Raw genomic sequence first — 22476 nt, 5'->3', positions numbered from 1 at the left:
AACTGTTTCACAGCCGTCGAACAGCTGTTTGACAGCTGTCAAACACCTGTTCGATAGCTGTCAAACAATGAAAAAGTGCCGGTTTCATTTCTTTTCCAGCGCCTTACGGAGGTTTTCGAGCAGGGGATCGACAGTGAGCGGGCTGCCCGTGGCTTGTTGGATCCAGACATTGGGTGTGAGGCAGCCTAAAGCGAAGATGCGGTCGACTTCGGTGGCGAAGTGTTTGCCGGCGAAGTAGTTCTCCAACTGATATTCAATGATCTGACCGAAGGCATAAGCCGAGAGGTAGAGCGGATAGCCGATCATGTGAGAGTAGATCGCCAGCACGGTCTCGTCTTTCACACCGAAGACGGGGGCGTAGTAGCGGTTCCACACCTCTTTCGAGAGCGCGACGACCGCTTCTTGCAATTCAACGGCTGTCGCTTCGGGATGGGCGTAAAGCCATTTCCACACGGCGATGTCTAACATCGACACACCGGCGATCTCGTACAGGCTCCATACCTTATCCAACAGGTCCATCCGGTTTTTTTCGGGATCGTTATTGTCGATGCCCAGGATCTCCAGGTCGCGCTTTTGGAAGACAAAGGCCAGGGCTTCGGTAAAGGCGGTATTGGGCACCCCTTCGAGCAGGTAGTAGTCGACATCGTAGAGCGAGATGGTCTGTTCGACGTTATGTCCGAACTCATGGATGGCAATGTTGTAGCCTTTATAATCCATTCCTCCGGCGGGGATACGGGTACGCAGGCGTGCTTTCTGTCCTTTCATCGAGGCACCGGCGGCATGTCCCGATCCGCGGGCCCCGTCGACGGCGATCTTCTCCGCCAGGTAGTTGGCCCGTTCGGGGGCATAACCGAGCTTGACCAGGATGTTTGCCAGGTCGTCTTCCATCGCCTGGGCGTCGGGATAACGCTGACGCAGTTGCTGATCGAGCTTCTCGGTATCGAGGTTGGCGCGGGCTTTGAAGCCGTCGTACCAGATATCAAAGGCTTGCAGCTTGCGTCCCATGCGTTTCTGGATCAGTCGGCCCACCTCCTTCAATTCGGGTGCCGAGAGGAAGCGGTCGAACAGCGCTTCGACATCGGTCAGTGCCATCTCCATCTCGTCGTTGAACTTGCGGTCGAGGTAGGTATCGCCCATATATTGGTCGATCCGCTGCTGGGCGTGGAAGTTATTGAGCATCTTGCGGTAGCGTTCGGGCGATTCGGGCGTGAAAGGGATGGTTTGTCCCGCGTCCGAGAGGGTATTGGTGTAGGGATTCCAATCGTAGCGCCCCGAATTGATGGCTTCGCGCGGGATTTCCTGGCTGATCACCCGTTTCATCACTTCGTAGACGGTTTGTTGTTTCTCCAAGCCCTCTTTGCCTTTGTTGTAGTTGGCTTTGATCTCGTCGCGCAGGTTCCAATGGCAGAGCAGGATCATCTCTTGGGGGAAGAGCTTGCGTCCTTTGGGCGTCAACAGGTTGCCCATATAGATATTGTAGGCATCGATATAGCGGTCGGCGTCGTTACTGACCAGGCTGTTCTGCTGGCGTACGGCGGTAGGGATCCGGCTGGTGAACCAATCGCCCAAACGGGCGTAGGCCCATGCCCGGCGGTCGTTGCCCAAGGCCTCTTTCTCGGCCAGGGTGAGCTTGGGGAAGTTCAAGGCGACATAGAAAGCGATCTTCTTGTCGTAGAGGTCTTCGGTCAGATGCGCCCGTGGGCCGAGTGTGGAGAACATATAGTCGACCGGGTGGATCGGTCCGGTATCGACCGTCACATGCCAGCCCAGCCGTTCCGACATTTGGGCGAAATGGCCGTTGATGGCTTCCATATAGTCGCTGATTTTCCGAAAGACCACTTCTTTCTCCACCGGATCGGTGATGTATTTCTCCAGGCAGAAGGTTTGAAACACGGCATCATCGCCATCTTTCTCCTGCCACAGGCGGGCAATCTGGCGCACGCCCTTTTCGATGGCGTCTTTCTCGGCGGGGTTTTTACGTGTTAGTTCCTGAATCGTGCGGTCGACCGTCTGCGGTTCGATCGCATAGGCGGGAAGTAAGAAACTCATAGCCCATACGAAGGCTATTGCTGTCCAGCGTTTTTCCATAATACTCATATTTTTGCGTTTAGATTGCAAACATACCGAAAAAAAGAGGAATGCCATGCCGGCATCCCTCTTTTTATGCTGTGGAAAAGATTCTTTTATCCTCTTCTTCTGCGGTTCGGATCGTAGGGTGTTCCCGGTACCTGAACGACAAATTTCGACATATCCATCTTACCCAGGTTCAGGTCGTCCGGCATATAGTCTAACGGCGACGCTGCCATCTCATCCCAGGTCACTTCTTTACCCGTATAAGCCGATTCGCGACCCATGATAGCCATCATGTTGGGGATCGCAATCTCGGAAGCTTGCTCGATAAGCGTTTTGCTGCGGATATGGTTGATCCAGTTGACATGCTCAAGCGTATAGGGGTCGACCTGTTTGAAGTTGGCGTCTTCCGCTTCCTTGTCCCAGCTCCAGATCACGTTGCCGTCGACATCTTTAAAGATCGCATCGCGGCCTTGATTGCCCCACCAAGTTCCTTTCGTTCCCTGGATAAACTCACTGACGTTGTTCGAGCAGCCACTGATCTGCCGGCACATACTGTGCAGGTGGATGCCGTTCTCCATCGTGAAGTCTACGCTGAAGTTATCGTACTGGTCGCCGGTGATGCGTCGTTGGCGCGAGCCAAAACCTACGGCCGAGACGGCTTTCATATTCGTGAACCAGGTGAATACGTCCAGATTGTGCACATGCTGCTCGACGATATGGTCGCCCGAGAGCCATCTCCAGTTCACCCAGTCTTTGATCATCCACTCGCAATCGCTCCATCCCTGTTGCCGTTCGCGGAACCAAAGCATACCGCCGTTCCACCATACCGTACCGCCTTTGATTTCTCCGATGATACCGTCCATCAAGAGCTTGAACGATTCAACGTAGGAGCGTTGGTGACGCCGTTGCGTACCGACAATCACACACAAGCCTTTGGCTGCCGCCTGCTTGGCGGTGGCTACGATCGTACGATAGCCTACGGGATCGACACATACGGGTTTTTCCAGGAATGAGTGTTTGCCTTTCTCCGTCGCATATTGGAAATGGATCGGACGGAAGTTGGGAGGCGTAGCCACCAATACCACATCCACGCCGCTATCGATCACCTGCTTGTAGGCATCCAAGCCCACGAAGCGATGCGATTCGGGGATATCGATTCCTTTTTGCTCTTTCAGTTTGCCGGCCAGGTCGTCGACGCGTTCTTTAAACGTATCACCCAACGCAGTGATGGTCACACCGTTGGCCGCATTCAGCCAGTTGAAGGCAGCTCCAGAGCCACGTCCACCGCAACCGATCACACCGGCTTTGAGTTCCTGTCCGTCGTTGGCAAAGTCCATCAGGTTAGGAACATAGTATGTTCCCGGTTCTCTCAACGGCTTCATGGCAGGCTCCTTAGCGCCCCCTCCGCCACAAGAAGTTAACACCGCAGCGGTTCCGCCGGTTCCGATCACACCCAAAGCACCGGCTGCTGCCGAGCTTTTCAAAAAGGTTCTTCTACTGATACTGTTTTCTTTTTTCATGATACGAGATTTAAGAGAAAAAATTATGAGTTATGAATTATGAATTATGAGAGAAGAATTACGAATGAAAGCGGGACGCCCCTAATCTCATAATTCATAACTCATAATTCATAATTACTATAGTCCTACCGAGCCTGGTTCGCAAACCACCCGGAATCCAATGCCCCGGATATCGGAGTACCACCAGATACTCTTGGGTTGTTGCGGGTCGGTCTTGAGCCACTGGTCGTGTTTCGTGTAGTCGCGGGCGGCTACGCGTACGTCGGCAGCGTCCGAAGTATAGTTACCTCCGCGCACAACCCACTCTTCGCCTTCCGTGACCAACGGATCCGTGACGCTTTCCGCCGTCTTGGCGTAGGCTTCCGGACTGTATTTGTCGGCACAATACTCCATGACGTTACCCAGCATGTTCTTCAAGCCGAACGGATTGGCCTTGACGGCCGAAGGTTCCTGCGTGCGGTTCTTGCTGTTGGCGCCGTAGATCACATATTCGGAGATCGGCTCCGTTTTCGCGGCAATAAACTTGCGCATGAAGCCTTGATCGGAGAAGTTCTTGGGCTGACCTTCGAAGAAATAAGGGCTCTTTGTGCCACCTCTTGCCGCATATTCCCACTCGGCTTCGGTCGGCAGGCGATATTTCTTGCCCGTCTGCATCGACAACCACTGACAGAACGTCTCTGCGGCGTAGTGCGTCATCGTAATGGCCGGACGATCGCCCGAGCCCCAACCCTGGTCGGGGAATCCGAACGGAGGTGTCGGTCCTGAGATCGCGTCTACATCGGGGTCGCTGTTGTTTGCATAGACATCAGCCGGAAGGGTTCGTCCTTCGCTCATCGTCTGTCCGTAGAATGCCCAGAACTGATCCCAGGTCACTTCCACTTCGGCCATAAAGAAGGGGCTCACCGTCACGTTGCGTACGGGTGCCTCGTCGGGCTGATGAAAGTCTTCCTTCGTCGTACTACCCATAGCAAACGTTCCGCCCGGAATGGCGATCATATTGAATGATACGGCGGTTCCCGGTACCTCTTCGGTATAGTTCTCGAAGCTGCTAACTACGGTTGCTTCCTTGAAATACAGACTCGGATCGACTACCGCACCGCCGTCCTGGCCGGGGATACCGGTCAGCTTGCCGTGTGTGTAGTTCGGATTGTGATGTCCCACGTCCAAGTGGCAACTGATACACTGCAAGTCGAGTTTCTTCTCGTTCTCGTCGTAATAAAGATGCGCCGTGATCCCATCGGGCGTGATGCCCTGGGGGAAAAGATTCTGATGGCACTCCTTACACGACTGGTTCGGGATGTATTTGACGGCGTGTTCGAGTTCGGACTTGAGGTCCCAGTCGAAATCAGCGCTGTCTTTCGTAAAGTATCCCCAGGCATCCTTCAGGCCAAGTTGCAACTTGGCCGTATAGTGATCCCAGGTATCGTTCTTCGGCGGCAGGTGACAGTCCACACAGTGCACTTTCACCCCGCTGCCGTTGTTGACATGAGTAGAAATCTTCCAGCTGTCTTCGACATGGGGATGTACGTGGCACATCATACACGATTCGTCGGTCGAGAAATAGACCGAAGTCAGGTAGGCTGCCGCCACAACGCCCATCCCCAGGGCCAGTCCGACCAGGAAGATAAAGGTTCTCTTCTTGAAGAAGCCAGTTTTCTTCTTCTTATCTGTTGCATTTGCTGTCATAGTTTCGACTGAACCGGTTGCATGATAAAGGTGAATTCATAATCTCCGTACGGGATGCGATACTGCTCGAGCGGGAGCGTTCCCCAGCTGTTGATGCAACCCAATCCCATCTGCACCTTGTCGATACATACGTTCGTATAGTCGATCTGCGGCACCAGTTCGGAATGCCGTTGGATCTTATAGAGTCCTTCGTCGAGCGACTCGATCGAGTAGTTGAGCGCAGAGGCCGTAAACGGTGCATCGGCAACGAATTGCAAGCCTGTGCCGCCTTTGTTCGTCTGGTTCCACCAACGGATATCGGTCTTCGTGCCGGTCTCCTGCGGACGGATGTACGAATAGAACTGCTCGTCGACAGTCTGGCGATACAAACCGATATCGGTCACGTTGTTGCGGTCGGAATAGTTCTCCAACGGTCCGCGTCCGTAGTATTTGATGTGGTTCAACTGCTTCGGCATCTGGATCTGCATTCCGAAACGGAACAGGTCGGATACCTTCGCCGACTTGTCGGCTTCGAGGCGTTGCGTCACCTGGATGGCACCTTCGTTGTTGACCACATAAGTCAGGAACAACTTAGCCGATACCGACGGCATTTCATAAGCTGCGTCGACAATTACCAGGCCGTTTTCCGTCTTACCGGTCAATCCCGTCAGTTTCATTTCCGGATTCAACCACGCGCGGTATCTGCGTTGCAGTTGTGCCCCCATATCGTTATCGGTCGGTGCACGCCAGAAGTTCGGAGTCAGCTTGCCGCCTTCGTTCAGGAGCGACATGCCGTTCACTTCGTAGCGCGACAAGAAACCATCGCGGCGACCGAAGTCCATCCGGAACGTTTCGCCTTCGACAATCAGGAAGTTTTTGTCCACTTCGACCAATTTCGGCTCAATCGTTGCCACGTGCATCGCTTCTTTGTTCGTCAATGCCAAGGCTTTCGCTTCGTAAGGACGAACCACCAACTGGTTCTTCGCTACGGCATAACCGGCAGGCAAGAGTGTTTCCGCTTTCTTCAGACGGAAAGAGATATTGAGGAGCAATTCCTTGCATTTGCAGACGTTCGTCAGGTCGTAGTCGAGCTTCAGGTTCGCCTTCTGCTGCGGGCCGACTTTCAAGTCGTTAATAATACCCGATTGGATGGCTTCACCGTTGGCCATCAACTGCCATTCGGCATAATAACGGCTCAGGTCGATAAAGAAGTTCTCGTTGTAAACGCTGATCGTGCCCGTGTTCATATCGACGGGGGTAGCCCAGATCGATTGATAGATATGACCTACCTCGTACATGTGCGGATTAGGCACCCGGTCGGGGCTGATCAAGCCGTTATCGCAGAAGTTCTGGTCCGAAGCGTCATACGGATTCCAATCGCCGCCGTAGCCGTAGTAAGATACGCCATCGGGGCGGGTGATACGCAACGATTGATCGACAAAGTCCCAGATGAATCCACCCTGGAATTTCGGATACTTGCGGATCAGGTCCCAGTATTCCTTGAACCCACCCTGCGAGTTACCCATCGCATGAGCATATTCGCACTGGATCAGCGGAACCTTGATATCCGTACGCTGGCTATACGCCTCGCTGCGCTTGTAATCGAGATACATCGGGCAATACACATCCGTAAACTCCGGATTGCCATGCGCCTGCTCGTACTGGCACAAGCGGGAAGGATCTTCGGCTTTGATCCACTTGAAGCAAGCTTCGAAGTTCGGGCCCATACCGGCTTCGTTTCCTAACGACCAGAAGATGATCGAGGGATGATTGAAGCTCCGTTGCACGTTGCGCTGGTTGCGTTCGAGGTGCGCCTTGGCAAACGAAGGATTCTTCGCCAGCGAACGTTCGCCGTATCCCATGCCGTGCGACTCGATATTGGCTTCGGCCACGACATAAAGGCCGTATTCGTCGCAGAGATCATACCAAAGGTTGTTGTCGGGGTAGTGACACGTACGTACGGCATTCAGGTTGAACTGCTTCATCACCTTGATATCTTCGATCATACGTTCGCGCGAGATCACATAACCGCCGTCGGGGTCCATCTCGTGGCGGTTGGCGCCTTTAAACAAGACAGGCTTGCCGTTGACCAACACCTGGGCGTCTTTCAGTTCGATCTTGCGGAAACCCACCTTCTGGGTGATGACTTCCAACGTCTTGTTGCCGTCTTTCAACGTGGCGATCAACCGGTACAGGTTAGGCGTTTCTGCCGTCCACTTCTTCGGATCGGCTACCTGCATGGCAGCAGTCAGCTTACCGGCACCGCGTACGGCCGCTGTGGCTACTTCTGCGCCCTTGTCGTCGACCAATTTCAGGTCGACTGCTGCACTGCCCTTGAGGTTCAATGCGATCTGCAGGCTACCGTCTTTGTATTGTGCGTCCAGATCGGGTGTGATCCGGATGTCCTGGATATACTTCGCGTTGCGGGCATAGAGATAGCAGTCGCGACCCACGCCCGAGAGGCGGAAGAAGTCCTGATCCTCCAGGTAAGTCCCATCACACCAGCGGAACACCTGGAAAGCTACCAGGTTCTTTCCCGGCTTCACAAAGCGGGTGATATTGAATTCGGCCTCCAACTTGCTGTCTTCGCTGTAGCCCACGAACTGTCCGTTGATCCACAGATACATATTCGACGTCACCGATCCGAAATGCGCGAAGATCTCCTTCCCGTTCCAGTCGGCCGGGATCACAATCTCCTTGCGGTAAGATCCCACATGGTTGTTTTCGACCGGGAAACTCGGCGGTTCGCTCTTGTACTGGTGACGCCAGGGATATCCGATGTTGACATACAGCGGATCGCCGTAGCCATTGAGTTCCCAGTTTCCCGGAACCGGCATCGTGCCCCAGCCCTTATCGTTATAACCGACGCGATAGAAGTCGGTCGGACGCTGATCGGAATCTTTTACCCAGTTGAAATTCCAGGTCCCGTTCAGCGTCATAAAGTTTACGGACGACTCCCGGCAACCTTTCGCCGCAGCGTCTTCCGATTCAAACGCGAAATAATTCGTATGCATCGGCGCCCGGTTCACTTCGTTCACGCCCGGGTCCTGCCACTCGTTCTTTTGTGCCCAAGCATTCACGCATAAGAGTGCGGATGCGGCAACTATAAATCTTAATTTCATTCTATCTATTAATTATCAATTATCAATTCCTTATTCTTGCCACTTCAGCCATTTCACCTCATCGTTCCAGCCGGCTTCGACCATCGTTTCGATGAATTGCATACCGCGTACGCCATCGTAGACCGTCGGGAAGTCGAGCATATCCTCGGTAGGCTGCTCCCCTTTGCGGCGCGCCATGACCGTCAGCGCAAAATTGCGGTAGATATTGGCAAACGCTTCGATAAAGCCTTCCGGATGCCCCGCCGGGGTGCGTACATCCCAGCCGGCAGCTTCGCCCAGGAAGGTATTATTACCGATATGAACGATCTCTTCGGGCTTGTTGCCCCATTTGAAGATCAAGCGGTTCGGATCCATCTGATGCCATTCGAGTCCACCCTTTTCGCCATAAACACGCAGGCGCAGGTTGTTGGCTTCCCCTTTAGCGATCTGTGAGGCCGTCAGACAGCCTTTCAAGCCCCCATCGAAGCGCAGGAAGGCTGCCCCGTCATCGTCGACCGGACGTCCCGGAGCGAACGTATTCAGCTCTGCACAGAGTTCCAACACCTTCTGACCCGTCACATACTCGGCCAGATGCCAGGCATGCGTTCCGATATCGCCGATACAGCCGGCCTTGCCCGTTTGCTTGGGATCCGTACGCCAACCGGCGTTGTTTCCACCCTGCAGCTCGATCCGATCGGCCAACCAGCCCTGCGGATACTCCACATACAAGCGGCGCAACTGCCCCAGTTCGCCTTTGGCGATCCGGTCGCGGGCTTCTTTCACCGCCGGATAACCGCTATACACATGCGTCAAAGCCAATACCAGACCCGTCTCTTCCACCTTCTGTTGCAAAGCCTTAGCCTCTTCCAGCGAGAAAGTCATCGGTTTGTCGACCACCACGTGCATACCCCGCTCCAACGCCATCATTGCCGGCTCGAAATGGAACCGATTAGGCGTAACGATCGTCACGAAATCCATGCGTTCGCCTTCGGGCAACAACATCTCGCGTTCGAACATCTCCTGATACGTGCTGTAAATCCGGTCTTCCGGTAAGAAATAAGATAAACCGGAGCTTTTCGAGATCTCCGGATCGATACTAAAACATCCACACACCAATTCAATCTGATTATCCATGAATGCCGCTCTGCGGTGAATGGCACCGATAAACGCGTCGCTTCCGCCGCCTACCATGCCCATGCGCAATTTCCTGTTTTTCATACGTTTTGTAATATTTATTAGATATAGATTAAAAATACATTATACACAGATCACATCGGACTCCTGTCGCTCACAAGGAAGTCTCCTCTCAAAAAAAAGAATCACTCAAATCGAATCCATCGAATTAGGTCAATAATACGTAACTCGCCGTAAACATCATGAAGGTCGCACACAAAATCAAGCGCTCCTGAATCATGGCGGGACACCTCCGATAGCATGCAAATATACAAATAAATGTATTCATACACATAAAAAGACTTTTTTTCTTTCCCCTATGCCCGCTCCTCCCACAGATGATCCTCCCGCCAGAACCCCCTTTTCAAAACATTGCACTTTGGGCGAAAAAACATTACACTTTGGTAAAAAAAACATTGCACTTTGGTCGAGCAAAGTGCAATGTTTATTTTGGGCAGTCTACACATAAAAGTTTCGCACCCCCTTCCACCTTTCACCCGATCGCCAGAGCCCTGTATTGATCAGCGTTTCGGGTGAAAGATGGAGGCTTCCCGAAAAAGGCCGGCAGGGTTTTGCAAAAGGCCGGCAGGGTTTCCCAAAAGGCTGCCGGAGTTTTCCAAAAGGCCGGCGGCTTTTTTCGGGAAGGTCTGTCGTTTTTTTAAGTATTCTTCTACCTTTCACCCGAAACGCTGATCAATACAGGGATCTGGCGACCGGGTGAAAGGTGAAGACCGGACTAAAAATTTTTATGTGGTAAACTACCGGTAGTTTGCGCGCAAACTACTAATATTTTGTCGACAAACTACCGGTAGTTGGTGCGCAAACTACCGGTAGTTTTTGAAGAAAATATTAACACCTCATTCCCAGCAGGTTAAAGAGGCGCTTTTAATGATGGTGATACTGCGTGCCCGGGCCTTTGCTGAGGTGGACGGTGCGGATGACGGTTGATTGTTCGCCGTTGGCGTTGGTGCACCAGATGCGCAGGTGGTAAATGCCTTCTTTGGCGTCGGCGGGGATGACGATGCCGTGATGGTGGATGTTCCGTTTTTTAACGCCCTGCAGTTCCCAGGTCTTATCGAAGATCGAAGGGAAAGGGCTGCCTTCGTTCGCTTGCGTATGCGAATGGCCGTCGAAATTATCGTGGATCTCTACCCGGTAGGATTGCAGCAGGATTTCGTCGTCGAGATCCATATCGAAATGGATCGCTTTGCCGATCTGTAACACATCGTTCTCGCCCGGAGCGATCAGGGTGATCTTCGGAGCGGAAGCCTGTTTCTCGCCTTCCACTACCGGCGCGGCTTTTACATTCAAAAAGGACAAAAGACTTACGGCAAAAATCAAAATACGTATCATCATTCTTTCGGATTAAATGTTATTTTACTCACCGGCGAAGATACATATAATTTATCTACCTTTACCGCTTCAAAAGAAAATCATGAGTCTACTGCCCGGAAAATACAGGGTGCATTCCCCTTTTGTCTTTCATCTGATCACCCAGGTGATCGAGGAACACGGCACGTACTACCGGCTGAAAGAGATCGAACGGATACGCAAACGCCTGCAGCAAAGCGATCGGACAACGGCGCGACGGGTGGCCAAAGAGGCGATCTCCGTCCGCAAGGGGGCATTGCTTTTCCGATTGACGAACCATTTCAAGCCGCAGACCATCCTGCAGGTGGGGACTTCGTTGGGTCTTTCCACGCTTTACCTCAGCTCGTACGCCGCGGGGCTCGCTTGCGCTTCGATCGAGGAGGACGCGGCAATCGCACAGCGCGTTTACCGTGAGGCGGCACGTACGCCGATCGAATGTTATACCGGTGACGTGCGCCAGCAACTGGGCGACTACCTGCAAAAAGGAAAGACACTTGATTTTATCTTCCTCAACGGACGCGACAAGGGGATCGATCTCCTGGAAACATTCACCACCTGCCTGCCCCATACGGCCGATCATACGGTGGTGGTCGTCGACGGGATCCGCCGGAACAAAACGGCGCGGAAGGCCTGGCAGCAGATCATCACCCATCCGGAAGTGACCGTCAGCCTGGAACAATTTACGCTGGGCATTGTTCTATTTCATAAGAATCTACATAAACGCAACTATAAAATTTATTTTGAACGATGAAGAAAAGCAAAATCTATACCGGCGGTGGCGACAAAGGCACCACCTCACTCGTCGGAGGGCAGCGGGTTTCCAAAGCCGATCCGCGGATCGAGAGTTATGGCACGACCGATGAATTGAATTCTTTTATCGGACTGCTGATCACCCAGGTCGAGGAACAGGAGGATAAAGATTTCCTCTCGTTCGTGCAACACAAACTGTTCACCATCGGTTCGTACCTGGCCACCGACCAGGAAAATACGGAGTTAAAGATCGAAAGCCGCATCACTCCCGAAAGTATCGAACGCGTGGAACGGGAGATCGACCGGATCGATGCCGAACTGCCACGAATGAAAGCGTTCGTATTGCCCGGAGGAAGCGTAAGCGCCTCACTGGCACATGTTTGCCGTACCGTCTGCCGCCGCTCCGAACGCCGGATCTATGCCCTGACACAGACCTCCCGGGTGGAAGAACCGGTCTTGACTTTCATCAATCGCCTGTCGGATTATTTCTTTGTTTTGGGACGCAAGGAAAACATAAAAATCAATGGTGACGAAATAATTTGGGATTATACTTGCATCTAACGAATATTGTTATATTTTTGCGGAAAAATTGGAAATTGGTAACCTGACTGCGAAGGCAGTTATAACATTTAACATCATGTATTGGACCCTAGAATTAGCTTCAAAATTAGAAGATGCGCCTTGGCCAGCAACCAAAGACGAACTGATTGACTATGCTCAACGTTCGGGTGCCCCGTTGGAAGTGATTGAGAATTTACAGGAAATGGAAGATGAAGGAGAAATATACGAATGCATGGAAGACATTTGGCCGGATTACCCCAGTAAAGAAGATTTCTTTTTCAACGAAGAAGAGTATTAACAAAAGAATAAAAACAAAAGAAGATAACAGCGAGGTAGCGGATTAAATCCGTTATCTCGTTCTGTTTTTTAAACAAGATATACAATTTACGCGCCTCTTATCCGTTTCTATAGAGATTGGATATGCTTATTGAATGAAGAAGTTTCTCTTTCCTATTATATTATTATGGATGATCTGCGTACAAACGACGTGGGCACAACACGATGCGCAGTTCAGCCAGTACTTCAATGCCATGGGTTATTACAATCCGGCATACGCGGGAAACACCGAAGATCTGCGCTTCTTCGGGCTCTATCGCCAGCAATGGGTGGGCATCGACCGGGCGCCCCAATCCATCTTTGCGATGGTCGATATGCCTTTCAAGATCGGTAATACGAACCACGGCGTAGGGGCGGTGATGCTCAGCGAGACGATCGGGCTTTTCACCTTCACCCATGTATCGGGACAGTATGCGTTCAAGAAAAAACTCTGGGGCGGCGAATTGAGTATCGGAATCCAGGCGGGTATTGCCAATATCGCTTTTCAGGGCGATAGCGTGCGCTTACTAACGATGGACGGCTTCTCGAGCGGTATGCTCGACGAGGCAATCCCACTCACCCAGGTCGACGGCATGGTGATGGATATGAACGCCGGTATCTTTTATACCCATCCCAAATTCTATGCCGGCTTCGGCGTGACCCACCTGATGGAACCGGAAATACAATTCGACGAAAATGCCTCATACTACATTGGAAGAGCGCTTAATTTCACTGCCGGATACAATATTCAGACGCGTAACCCGTTATACGAATTGCAGCCATCTGTTTTTCTGAAAACCGATATGAACAGTTTTCAGGCCGACTTGACTGCCCGGGTGATCTATAACAAGATGTTTAACGGCGGGGTCTCCTGGCGGGTGAACGAATCGGTCGTTTTCCTTTTAGGGGCATCGATCGGACGCTTTCAGGTAGGTTACGCCTACGACTTCCCCTATTCTCCGATATTGAAAGGAAGTAGCGGAAGCCACGAACTGATGGTCCGGTTCAACATCAAACTGAAGAAAACACAAACAGGAAACAACAGACATAAGAGTGTTAGAATATTATAACCATATGAAGATAGAAGTAAGAAGTAAGAAGATCAATATCTTCCTTGTACTTATAGCCATGGGACTGCTTACCACATCATGCGGTCGCTCACTCAGAGGATCGGGTGGAGAAGTAACAGGCGTACGCTTGGCTGCCGTCAACGAACCGACTCCCTACGGGATGGTTCTGGTCAAACGGGGCGCTTTCGAGATGGGTCCTTCCGATAAAGATTCTTTATGGGGCATGATGCCGGAGACGAAAGGGGTTTCGTTTGATGCGTTCTGGATGGACCAGACGGAGGTGACCAACGCGAAGTATCGCCAGTTTGTCAATTACGTGCGCGACTCGATTATCCGCGAACGCTTGTACGATCCGCAGTTCGGCGGTAACGAGCTCTTCAAGATTACCGATGACCGCTACGGCGATCCGATCGAGCCTTATCTCGACTGGAGCCGACCGATTCCCTGGAAAAGAGCCAGCGAAGAGGAAGAAATGGCAATCGAAAGTATCTATTATACCCATCCGGTGACCGGCGAGAAGAAACTCGATCCGGCGCAGATGTATTATAAATACGAATGGTACGACTACACCTCGGCAGCCCTGCGAAAGAACCGCCTGAATCCTTACGAGCGGATACGCAATACGGACCTGACGGTCAACCCCGACGAGGTGGTGATGATCTCCAAAGACACGGCCTATATCGACGATGAAGGACGGATCGTGAACGAAACGATCACCCGCCCGCTCAGCAGCGAATGGGACTTCCTGCATACACGCATCGTAGCGATCTATCCGGATGAAACGGTCTGGATCAACGACTTCAACAATGCGTACAACGAACCCTATATGCGGATGTATTTCAATCATCCGGGATACGATGATTATCCTGTAGTAGGGGTTTCCTGGGAAATGGCAACCGCCTATTGCGTATGGCGCACGAACACCTTCAAAGAATCGTTGAATCTCCCGGCGGGACAGAACATCGAACCGTTCCGCCTGCCAACCGAGGGAGAATGGGAATACGCCGCCCGTACGGGTAAGAACGAAAACAAATATCCCTGGTCGAGTGATGACCTACAAAGCAGTAAAGGTTGCTTCCTGGCGAACTTCAAACCGGGCGATGGCGATTATACACAAGACGGACATATCATCACTTCGCGCACCGGCTCTTTCGCGCCGAACGAATTCGGATTATACGATATGGCAGGGAACGTAGCGGAATGGACCTCGACGAGCTTCTCCGAATCGGGCCCGACGCAAATGAGTGATATGAACCCGGAACTGCATTACGACGCGGCCAAAGAAGATCCATACGCGATGAAAAAGAAAGTCGTTCGCGGCGGCTCCTGGAAAGATGTGGCCCAGTTTATCCGTTCGGATATGCGCACGTCGGAATATCAGAATGAGACCCGTTCGTATATCGGATTCCGTTGCGCCCGTACGCAGGTCGGCTTTTCCAAATCAAAAGGTAAGAAATAAGAAGATAATTAGAGCTCAATAAAATGGGAAAATATAGAAGATATAAAAACAGAGTAGAGATGTTCCTCTCCAGCGAAAGAGGAAAGAGATTATTGAATTTTGTCTACAGCTGGGGAGCCTCGATTGTGATCATCGGAACGATGTTCAAACTGTTGCACCTGCCCTATGCGAACTGGATCATCGGTATCGCATTAAGCGTTGAAGCCTTGGTATTCTTTATCTTTGGTTTCGAGAAGCCGGGAAACGAATACCACTGGGAAGATGTGTTCCCGGTACTGAAATCGAAGAATCCGATGGACCGTCCCGATTTTACCGGCACGCCCGTCTCTTCCATGATTCATTCGGAAGTCAATATGGATGATGATACAAACGGAACGATCGGCAGTATCTCCGGCGGAGGAAGCCTCAATATCGCGGGCAACCTCGACCTGACCGAAGACGATACGAAGAACCTATCCGACAGCATCAAGAAACTGAGCGGCGCTGCCGAGCAGATCTCTAAAATGGCGGAACTGACCGAAGCAACGCAGAAATACCTCGAACAGCTTTCCGGCGTTTCCGATCAGATGGAACGTTTCGGACAGGTGACCACCTCGTTGACCGATGTATCCGACACACTGCTTAACTCTTACAAACATATCACGGACAATTCGGATGGTATCAACCAGAACTCCCGTGGTTATGTACAACAGATGGAAACATTGAACCGGAACATCTCCGGCCTGAATACGATCTACGAAATCCAGTTGAAGAGCATCAGCTCGCAGATTGAATCGATCGAACATATCAACGGTGGCTTGAACCGGATCCGGGAAATGTACGACGGTTCGGTAGTCGACAGCTCCGTCTTCCGCAACGAAACGGAAAAGATGACGCGCCAGTTGACCGACCTCAACCAGGTCTATACACGCTTGCTTCAGGCGATGACGGTCAATATGCCGGTAGCCAATCCCTATCAGCAACAACAGCCGCAACAGCAACCGGCGAATTACCCGCAACCGGGTTTCCAGCAGCAACAGGCTTACAATCCACAGCCGCCTGCACAGGGAAACCCCTATCAACAACAACCTCCTTATAACCCGAATAAGTAAACAATATGGCAATAGGGAACAATCCTAATTCTCCTCGTCAGAAGATGATCAACCTGATGTATCTGGTGTTCATCGCAATGATGGCGCTCAATGTTTCTTCCGAAGTATTGAACGGGTTTGAATTAGTGGAAGACAGTTTGCGTACCACCATCCATAACGCATCCAACCGCAATACGTTGGTTTCCGAAGAAATGGATGCCTATCACCAGATCAATCCGGAGAAGACGGGCGAATGGTACGATAAAAAGAATATTGTAAAAGCAGCATCCGACACCTTATTCAATTACGTGCAGGACTTGAAAGTCCGCATCGTCAAAACGGCCGACGGCGCCAAAGGGGATGTGAACAATATCGATAAGAAAGACGACCTGGAAGCCGCTTCCCGTGTGATGCTGGCACCCGTGATCGGCGAAGGCAAGAAACTGCGTGAATCGATCGATAACTACCGGGCACTATTGGCCGAGATGGTACAGGATACGGCGAAGACCCGCCTGGTGGAATCGACCCTGAGTACGACACCCCCGCGCAAAGCCGGTCTCAATATCCGCACCTGGGAAGAGGCATTGTTCGAAAGCATGCCTGTGGCCGCGGCTGTTACCCTGCTAACGAAGCTACAGAGTGATATCCGTTACGCGGAAGGCGAGATGCTGAGCTACCTGTTGAGCAGTGTGGATGTGGGCGACTACCGGGTGAATGATATCACGGCACAGGTGATTCCCGAATCACAGATCGTGATGCGGGGCAGCCAGTACCGCGCCAATATCGTGTTGTCGGCAGTCGACTCCACCAAACGCCCGACGGTCTTCGTCAACGGCGAGTTCTTAACGGAAGAACAGGCGGGACGTTTCACCGTCAATACCGGATCGACCGGTACCTTCCCGATCAAAGGATATATCGAAATGCCCAATAGCGACGGTTCGACCATGCGACGCGAATTCGAAAGCGAATACTTCGTGACCGAACCCAGCGCTACGGTTGCTCCGACCCTGATGAATGTCTTATACGCCGGCATCGATAACCCGATCCGTATCGCCGTACCGGGCATTCCCAGCGGAAGCGTAACCGCTACGATGACCAATGGAGGCCTGACGCGTCAGGGTGATCTCTGGGTAGCCAAACCGACCACCGTCGGCACGGAAGCGATCGTCACGGTACATGCCCGTATGGCAGACGGCCGTTCGGTAGAGATGGCGAAGAATACCTTCCGCGTACGCGCCCTACCCGACCCGATGCCTTTTATCGAAGCAAAGGATGCCAACGGCAACCCACGCAAGTTCAAAGGCGGACGTATGGCACGGCGTGATCTGCTCGCAGCAGGAGGTATCCAGGCAGCGATCGACGACGATATCCTGAATATCCCGTTTACCGTGCTTCGCTTCGATGTGCAGTATTACGACTCGTTCGGTAACGCACAGCGGGAAACCGCCCAGGGCGGCACCTTTACGGAGCGTCAGCGCACGTTGATCAATAACCTGCAACGGGGAAAAGACATTTGGATAACCGGAGTGGTAGCGCGGGGTCCCGACCAGGTGGAACGCAACATCTCACCGATCAATATTATTGTAAATTAAGTAAAGAAAGATATGAAACGTCTGTATTATATTATCTTGACGCTATGTGTTGTCGCTATGGCTGCGCCGTCCGTATACGCGCAGGAAGAAACCAACCAGCAACAGCAACAACGCCGTACGCCGCAGGCTTCACGCGGAGCCCGGCAGGAAGCCCAACAGAACACCGGTCTGCCCGACCTGACCGTACGGGCACAGGACCTGAACGAGCGCAATATCCAACAGATCGGTAACGCGCCCTGGATGCGTATCCTCTACCGGGAAGTCGACCTGCAGAAAGACGAGAACGCACCTTTGTATTATCCGGTGCGTCCGATGAACGGGCAGATGAACCTCTTTACGACCATCTTCCAACTACTGAGTGAAGGCAAACTGACGGTATATAAATATATGGACGGCTACGAGATCTTCGACGAAGAGCATGTAGAAGACTTCAAAGAGATCCTCAACGTGGCACGTATCTATTACGAAGAAATACCCGGCCGTGCCGGCGAACCCGCTTCGTATGTGATCAATGAGAGCGATATCCCTTCGGCCGATGTCCTGTCGTATTACGTGAAAGAAGCCTGGTATTTCGATCAGAACAACTCCGTTTTCGATGTGAAGACCCTGGCGATCTGCCCGCGCCTGACCACCGTCGACGACTTCGGCGCCTTGCAGACCATGGCCCTGTTCTGGTTGCCTTACGAGAATATCCGCCCGTATATCAATACGAGCTACATCATGACTTCCAACATCAACAACGCAAAGACATTCACCATCGACGACTATTTCCGTCGCCGGATGTTCAATGGAGAGATCATCAAAACGGAGAACCTGATGAACCGCACCATGCGTGAGCTCTACCCCCAGCCCGATTCGTTGAAGCTGGCACAACAGGCGATCGAAACGCAACTGACGACTTTCCAGGAATCCCTGTGGTTCAAAGAAGACACCACCCAGGTAGCCGACAGCAAAGAAGCCAAGAAAACGGTTGCCAAATCGGCTCGTGGTCGCGTCTCTTCCACCAAAGAAAATAAAGCCAAAGCGCCGAAAGCCTCTGCTCCGAAAGCCGAGAAATCCGCTCCGGTCCGCAGTGTGCGCCGTTCGAGATAAGAAGTTGTTTTAACTGTCAATCCCATGTTTCGTAAACTTGTTGCCATAGAACCTGTCAGCCTGATCGCTTCGGCGGAAAAGGCGCTGTCGACCTTTGCCCAAGAGGTGGTGATGTATCCGGATATACCGGCCGACGACAACGAGGTGGCTGCCCGTATCGCCGATGCCGACGCCGTGTTGTTGAGTTATACCTCACGCATCAACCGGGCTGCCCTCGAGCAATGCCCGAATGTGAAGTATATCGGTATGTGTTGTTCGTTATACTCGCCCGAGAGCGCGAATGTGGATATCCGTTATGCCAACGAACGAGGCATTACGGTGACCGGCATCCGGGATTATGGCGATGAAGGCGTAGTGGAATATGTGATCAGCGAACTGGTACGTTGCCTGCATGGCTTCGAGCAACCGGCATGGGACGGTATGGCGCGTGAGATCACCGGACTGAAAGCCGGCATTATCGGCTTGGGCAAATCGGGAGGTATGATCGCCGACGCCTTGCGTTTCTTCGGTGCCGAGATCACTTATTTTGCGCGGAGCGAAAAGGAGGAAGCCCGCAACAAAGGCTACCGCTTCCTGCCGCTGAACGAGTTATTGGCCGAGAGCGAGGTCGTCTGCTGCTGCCTCAACAAGAATACCGTCTTATTACATGAAGCCGAATTCAACCATTTCGGAAACAAAAAGATCCTGTTCAATACCGGCCTATCGCCCGCCTGGGACGAACCGGCCTTTACCCAATGGCTGGAAGGCGACAACCTTTGCTTCTGCGACACATTGGGAGCCTTGGGCGCACCGCAGCTATTGCATCACCCCCATGTGCGTTGCATGCAGGTATCCACCGGCCGCACGCGTCAGGCATTCGACCGGTTGAGCGAGAAGGTGTTGCACAACCTCTCAGAATACAATGGGTGAGGTAATATTAATCAAGGTACTGACCACCGACCAGGCGGCTATTTCAGGCGTCGCGCTATACACATCCACCACCGCATGCACCTGATCGTTGCGGATCTCCACCCGTTGCGTATCTCCTACAAATCCGGGGGTAGACTGCATCGTCACCTGCATCTCTTCCGGGCCGACAGACGCCAGTGAGGCAGCCACCGAAACATTCAAGCCGGTAGGAAAGACACCGATCGCTTCGCGGGCTGTTCCCGAAAAGACAATACGCTTCTCCGCTTCCAACGCCGGAGTATAGACCGGCGAACGCCGCAGCGCATTCACCCCTTTCTCATTGAAAAACCGGGCGGAAGCATTGCCCATCAAGGTAGCCGTACGCAACACATCGAAGCCGCCCGTCGCTCCCGAAGCGATATACACCCGTGCGCCGTTTGCCCGAGCCGTCTGCTGCACCTCTTGATAGAAAGCCGTATCGGCAAAAGCGCCGATCGACAGGGTCACGATCGAAGTCCCGTTGCGTAAGGCCGGCAAAGCAATCGCTTTCATCGCCGCCGGAGAAGCCGCCTCCACCAGATAGTCAGGTTTCAACGCCAACAATTCCTCCAATGAAGAACAAGCCACACAAGGCATTCCCGCTTGTTGCATCTTCGCCGCAAGCGCTTCTGCCTTCGCCGCCGTACGCGAATACACCCCAACCAACTCATACTCCGCCAACAATCCCTTCCGGACCGCCTCAGCAACAATCTCCGCCAGCCGCCCACATCCGACAATCACTAACTTTTCCATGGCGGCAAAGATAAGGAAAGCCAAACACAGAGACAAGCTTATTTGACTCTGTTGAGGCGCATCGAAGAAGATTTGAACCCCGCCAGATCCCCCTTTCCCAAAACATTGCACTTTGGGCGAAAAAACATTGCGCTTTGGCCAAGCAAAGTGCAATGTTTTTTTGGGAAGGACTACACATAAAAGTTTCGTACCCCCTTCCACCTTTCACCCGATCGCCAGATCCTTGTATTGATCAGCGTTTCGGGTGAAGGCTTGGTGAAGAACTTCCCAAAGTGTATCGTCTTGAACAAGGTTGGCTGTTTTAGTTTCCAAAAGGCCGGCAGGGTTTTGGAAAAGGCTGCCGGCCTTTTCTAAAAGGCTGCCGGAGTTTTAGAAAAGGCCGGCGGCCTTTTTCGGGAAGCCGCCGGGAGGTTTGTCGTTTTTTTGAGGTATGCCTTTATCTTTCACCCGAAACGTTGATCAATACAGGGATCTGGCGATCGGGTGAAAGGTGAAGACCGGGGTAAAAACTTTTATGTGGTTATCCGTGGCATCGAAGGCCGTTGGCAGAGATCAGATATGCAAGTGAATACCTAAGGAGACCGGGTGGATCGCCGGGCCTTTGTTGTTTTCGAAAAGCTCGAACGGGGAGTATTTCAGGTAGATGCCGATCCAGTCGTAGCCCATCTGCACCAGGAAGTCCATACTGATCGGGCGGAGATAGAGGCCTTCGTCGACTTTCTTTTTGCCTTTGCCTCCGTTCTCATCGCGGTACTTGATCTTCGAAGAAGAGGCGGTCTTCAATACGCCTACCACACCGGCGGAGATATAAAAATCAGTGTCCCAACGCCGGCCGCGTTGCCATTCGAGTAAGAGGGGAACGGTGAGGCTGGTGATGTTCAACCGGCTCTTGGTATAGGTCACCCCTTCGGGCGCCGGCACCAATACGGTATGCCCGTCCACACGTTGAAAATGTTCATTGCCATCGAGGCGATAGCGGTCCCAACGGATCCCCACCCCGGTGACCAGCCCCCAACCGTAACGGCGCGACAGGCGGAACTCTTTCTCCAGGAAATTCAGGTTCAACTCCCAGGACTTCTCGCTGCGCAGCGAAACGCCATCGATCTCATTCACATGGAAGCTGCCATCGGCAACGTTGGCAAAGCCCAATCCCAGGCCCGCCCAGTGCGGATCGAAGTCGCGGTTCCAGTTGGGCAACGGGATCGTGATCGACTTACCGTATTTGCGCTTCTCATAACTCTGTCCGCCTTTGTAATGCCCTTCGAACACCAGTTCGTTTTCCGTCAGATCGCCATCCGGCGCCATATCGTACACCCTGACTTTCAGGCGATCTTCGCCATCCTTCACCACAATCTTTTTCCCTTCGATATACACCGTCGTATCGGGCATTAAAGGTTCAACATCCATCGCCCAGCCCACCATCGGCAGGAACGCTACCATAATCCATAGTAATCTTTTCATCTTCTTTATATTTTTAGTTTATTCTCTTCTATCTTCTCTCTTCTTCAAAAATCATTGCGCGTAAAGAGCAACGTAATCAAGTCGTCGCTATCCAGTTCGCCTTCGATATAGACCAGGGTGATCACCCCTTTCTTATTCACCTTGAAAAGCACAAAGCGGTTGATATCCTCCTTCACGGTCGGCAACTGGTAGTAGGCCGAGATGATGCCGCCGTCGTCGGTCACCTCTTTGATCTTGCGCGCGCCTTTCTGGTCGGCCTCCAGGCAACGGCGGGTGAAACGCAGGGCATCCGCATCGTTCTTGATCGTGATGCTCTTGTAGTGGGTCATGCCGTAGGTCTCCAGCATCTCGTTCGAGAGCTCGACCATGGTCACATTCTTCTTCTTCCCGTAGCGGGTGAACACATCCTGTATGCGCAGGTCTTTCTGCATCTCCAGGGCAACTGCCGGCGCGGGCAACAACAGGCCGAGTAATAGGATGCAAGTCATCGTATGTATTATCCGTTTCATATCGTTTATCTGTT

At 52.4% G+C, this 22476-nt stretch carries 18 protein-coding genes; 9 read left to right on the top strand and 9 right to left on the bottom strand.

From position 1 onward, the window contains the following. Positions 1-84 precede the first annotated feature (84 nt). The 6 genes from M2133_RS07135 to M2133_RS07110 all read right to left on the bottom strand — a co-directional run bounded on the left by M2133_RS07135 (position 85) and on the right by M2133_RS07110 (position 10888). Positions 85-2088 carry a hypothetical protein gene (locus M2133_RS07135; protein ID WP_277465339.1) on the bottom strand — a complete coding sequence of 668 codons (2004 nt, stop codon included), beginning with the start codon at positions 2086-2088 and terminating at the stop codon, positions 85-87. 95 nt (positions 2089-2183) lie between these two features. Continuing rightward, positions 2184-3593 (bottom strand): Gfo/Idh/MocA family oxidoreductase, encoded by a 1410-nt coding sequence (locus M2133_RS07130; RefSeq protein WP_277465338.1) that lies wholly within the window; start codon positions 3591-3593, stop codon positions 2184-2186. Positions 3594-3710: 117 nt separating this feature from the next. Next, positions 3711-5279, bottom strand: a complete 1569-nt coding sequence (locus M2133_RS07125) for an SUMF1/EgtB/PvdO family nonheme iron enzyme (protein WP_277465337.1) — start codon at positions 5277-5279, stop codon at positions 3711-3713. Then, positions 5276-8380 (bottom strand): glycoside hydrolase family 2 TIM barrel-domain containing protein, encoded by a 3105-nt coding sequence (locus M2133_RS07120; protein WP_277465336.1) that lies wholly within the window; start codon positions 8378-8380, stop codon positions 5276-5278. Before M2133_RS07120 ends, M2133_RS07125 begins: the two co-directional genes overlap by 4 nt. A gap of 30 nt (positions 8381-8410) precedes the next feature. Beyond that, positions 8411-9577, bottom strand: coding sequence for a Gfo/Idh/MocA family oxidoreductase (locus tag M2133_RS07115; RefSeq protein WP_277465335.1), 1167 nt, complete (start codon positions 9575-9577; stop codon positions 8411-8413). 840 nt (positions 9578-10417) lie between these two features. Further along, a complete protein-coding gene (locus M2133_RS07110) occupies positions 10418-10888 on the bottom strand; it encodes a DUF4625 domain-containing protein (RefSeq protein WP_277465334.1) in 471 nt (156 codons plus the stop codon). Between the two features lie 79 nt (positions 10889-10967). Between M2133_RS07110 and M2133_RS07105 the strand changes: the two genes are divergently transcribed. From M2133_RS07105 to M2133_RS07065, 9 genes are all read left to right on the top strand, one after another. Continuing rightward, positions 10968-11654: a class I SAM-dependent methyltransferase gene (locus M2133_RS07105; RefSeq protein WP_277465333.1), complete on the top strand. Its 687-nt coding sequence runs from the start codon at positions 10968-10970 to the stop codon at positions 11652-11654. Next, positions 11651-12214: a cob(I)yrinic acid a,c-diamide adenosyltransferase gene (locus M2133_RS07100; protein WP_277465332.1), complete on the top strand. Its 564-nt coding sequence runs from the start codon at positions 11651-11653 to the stop codon at positions 12212-12214. The genes M2133_RS07105 and M2133_RS07100 overlap by 4 nt, the downstream gene beginning before the upstream one ends. Before the next feature lie 76 nt (positions 12215-12290). After that, positions 12291-12512 carry a DUF2795 domain-containing protein gene (locus tag M2133_RS07095; protein ID WP_005633363.1) on the top strand — a complete coding sequence of 74 codons (222 nt, stop codon included), beginning with the start codon at positions 12291-12293 and terminating at the stop codon, positions 12510-12512. Positions 12513-12645: 133 nt separating this feature from the next. Then, positions 12646-13599 carry a type IX secretion system membrane protein PorP/SprF gene (locus M2133_RS07090; RefSeq protein WP_277465329.1) on the top strand — a complete coding sequence of 318 codons (954 nt, stop codon included), beginning with the start codon at positions 12646-12648 and terminating at the stop codon, positions 13597-13599. A 4-nt stretch (positions 13600-13603) separates the two neighbouring features. After that, complete coding sequence (locus M2133_RS07085; protein ID WP_277465328.1) at positions 13604-15058, top strand: SUMF1/EgtB/PvdO family nonheme iron enzyme; 1455 nt, start codon at positions 13604-13606, stop codon at positions 15056-15058. 23 nt (positions 15059-15081) lie between these two features. Continuing rightward, positions 15082-16149 carry a gliding motility protein GldL gene (gldL, locus tag M2133_RS07080; RefSeq protein ID WP_277465327.1) on the top strand — a complete coding sequence of 356 codons (1068 nt, stop codon included), beginning with the start codon at positions 15082-15084 and terminating at the stop codon, positions 16147-16149. Positions 16150-16154: 5 nt separating this feature from the next. Continuing rightward, positions 16155-17720: a gliding motility protein GldM gene (gldM, locus tag M2133_RS07075; RefSeq protein ID WP_277465326.1), complete on the top strand. Its 1566-nt coding sequence runs from the start codon at positions 16155-16157 to the stop codon at positions 17718-17720. Positions 17721-17732: 12 nt separating this feature from the next. After that, a complete protein-coding gene (gene gldN / locus M2133_RS07070; RefSeq protein WP_277465325.1) occupies positions 17733-18812 on the top strand; it encodes a gliding motility protein GldN in 1080 nt (359 codons plus the stop codon). A 24-nt stretch (positions 18813-18836) separates the two neighbouring features. Next, positions 18837-19721, top strand: coding sequence for an NAD(P)-dependent oxidoreductase (locus M2133_RS07065; RefSeq protein ID WP_277465324.1), 885 nt, complete (start codon positions 18837-18839; stop codon positions 19719-19721). Here M2133_RS07065 and M2133_RS07060 read toward each other — a convergent pair. The 3 genes from M2133_RS07060 to M2133_RS07050 form a co-directional block, all read right to left on the bottom strand. Next, positions 19704-20504, bottom strand: coding sequence for an aspartate dehydrogenase domain-containing protein (locus tag M2133_RS07060; RefSeq protein ID WP_277465434.1), 801 nt, complete (start codon positions 20502-20504; stop codon positions 19704-19706). The genes M2133_RS07065 and M2133_RS07060 overlap by 18 nt on opposite strands. 540 nt (positions 20505-21044) lie before the next feature. Further along, positions 21045-21953 carry an outer membrane beta-barrel protein gene (locus M2133_RS07055; protein ID WP_277465323.1) on the bottom strand — a complete coding sequence of 303 codons (909 nt, stop codon included), beginning with the start codon at positions 21951-21953 and terminating at the stop codon, positions 21045-21047. Between the two features lie 44 nt (positions 21954-21997). Beyond that, complete coding sequence (locus tag M2133_RS07050) at positions 21998-22462, bottom strand: hypothetical protein (RefSeq protein WP_277465322.1); 465 nt, start codon at positions 22460-22462, stop codon at positions 21998-22000. Between the last annotated feature and the right edge of the window lie 14 nt (positions 22463-22476).

The organism is Parabacteroides sp. PF5-6, from assembly GCF_029504695.1.
GTDB lineage: Bacteria > Bacteroidota > Bacteroidia > Bacteroidales > Tannerellaceae > QVMG01.
This window is presented reverse-complemented; position numbering and strand designations above follow the sequence as displayed.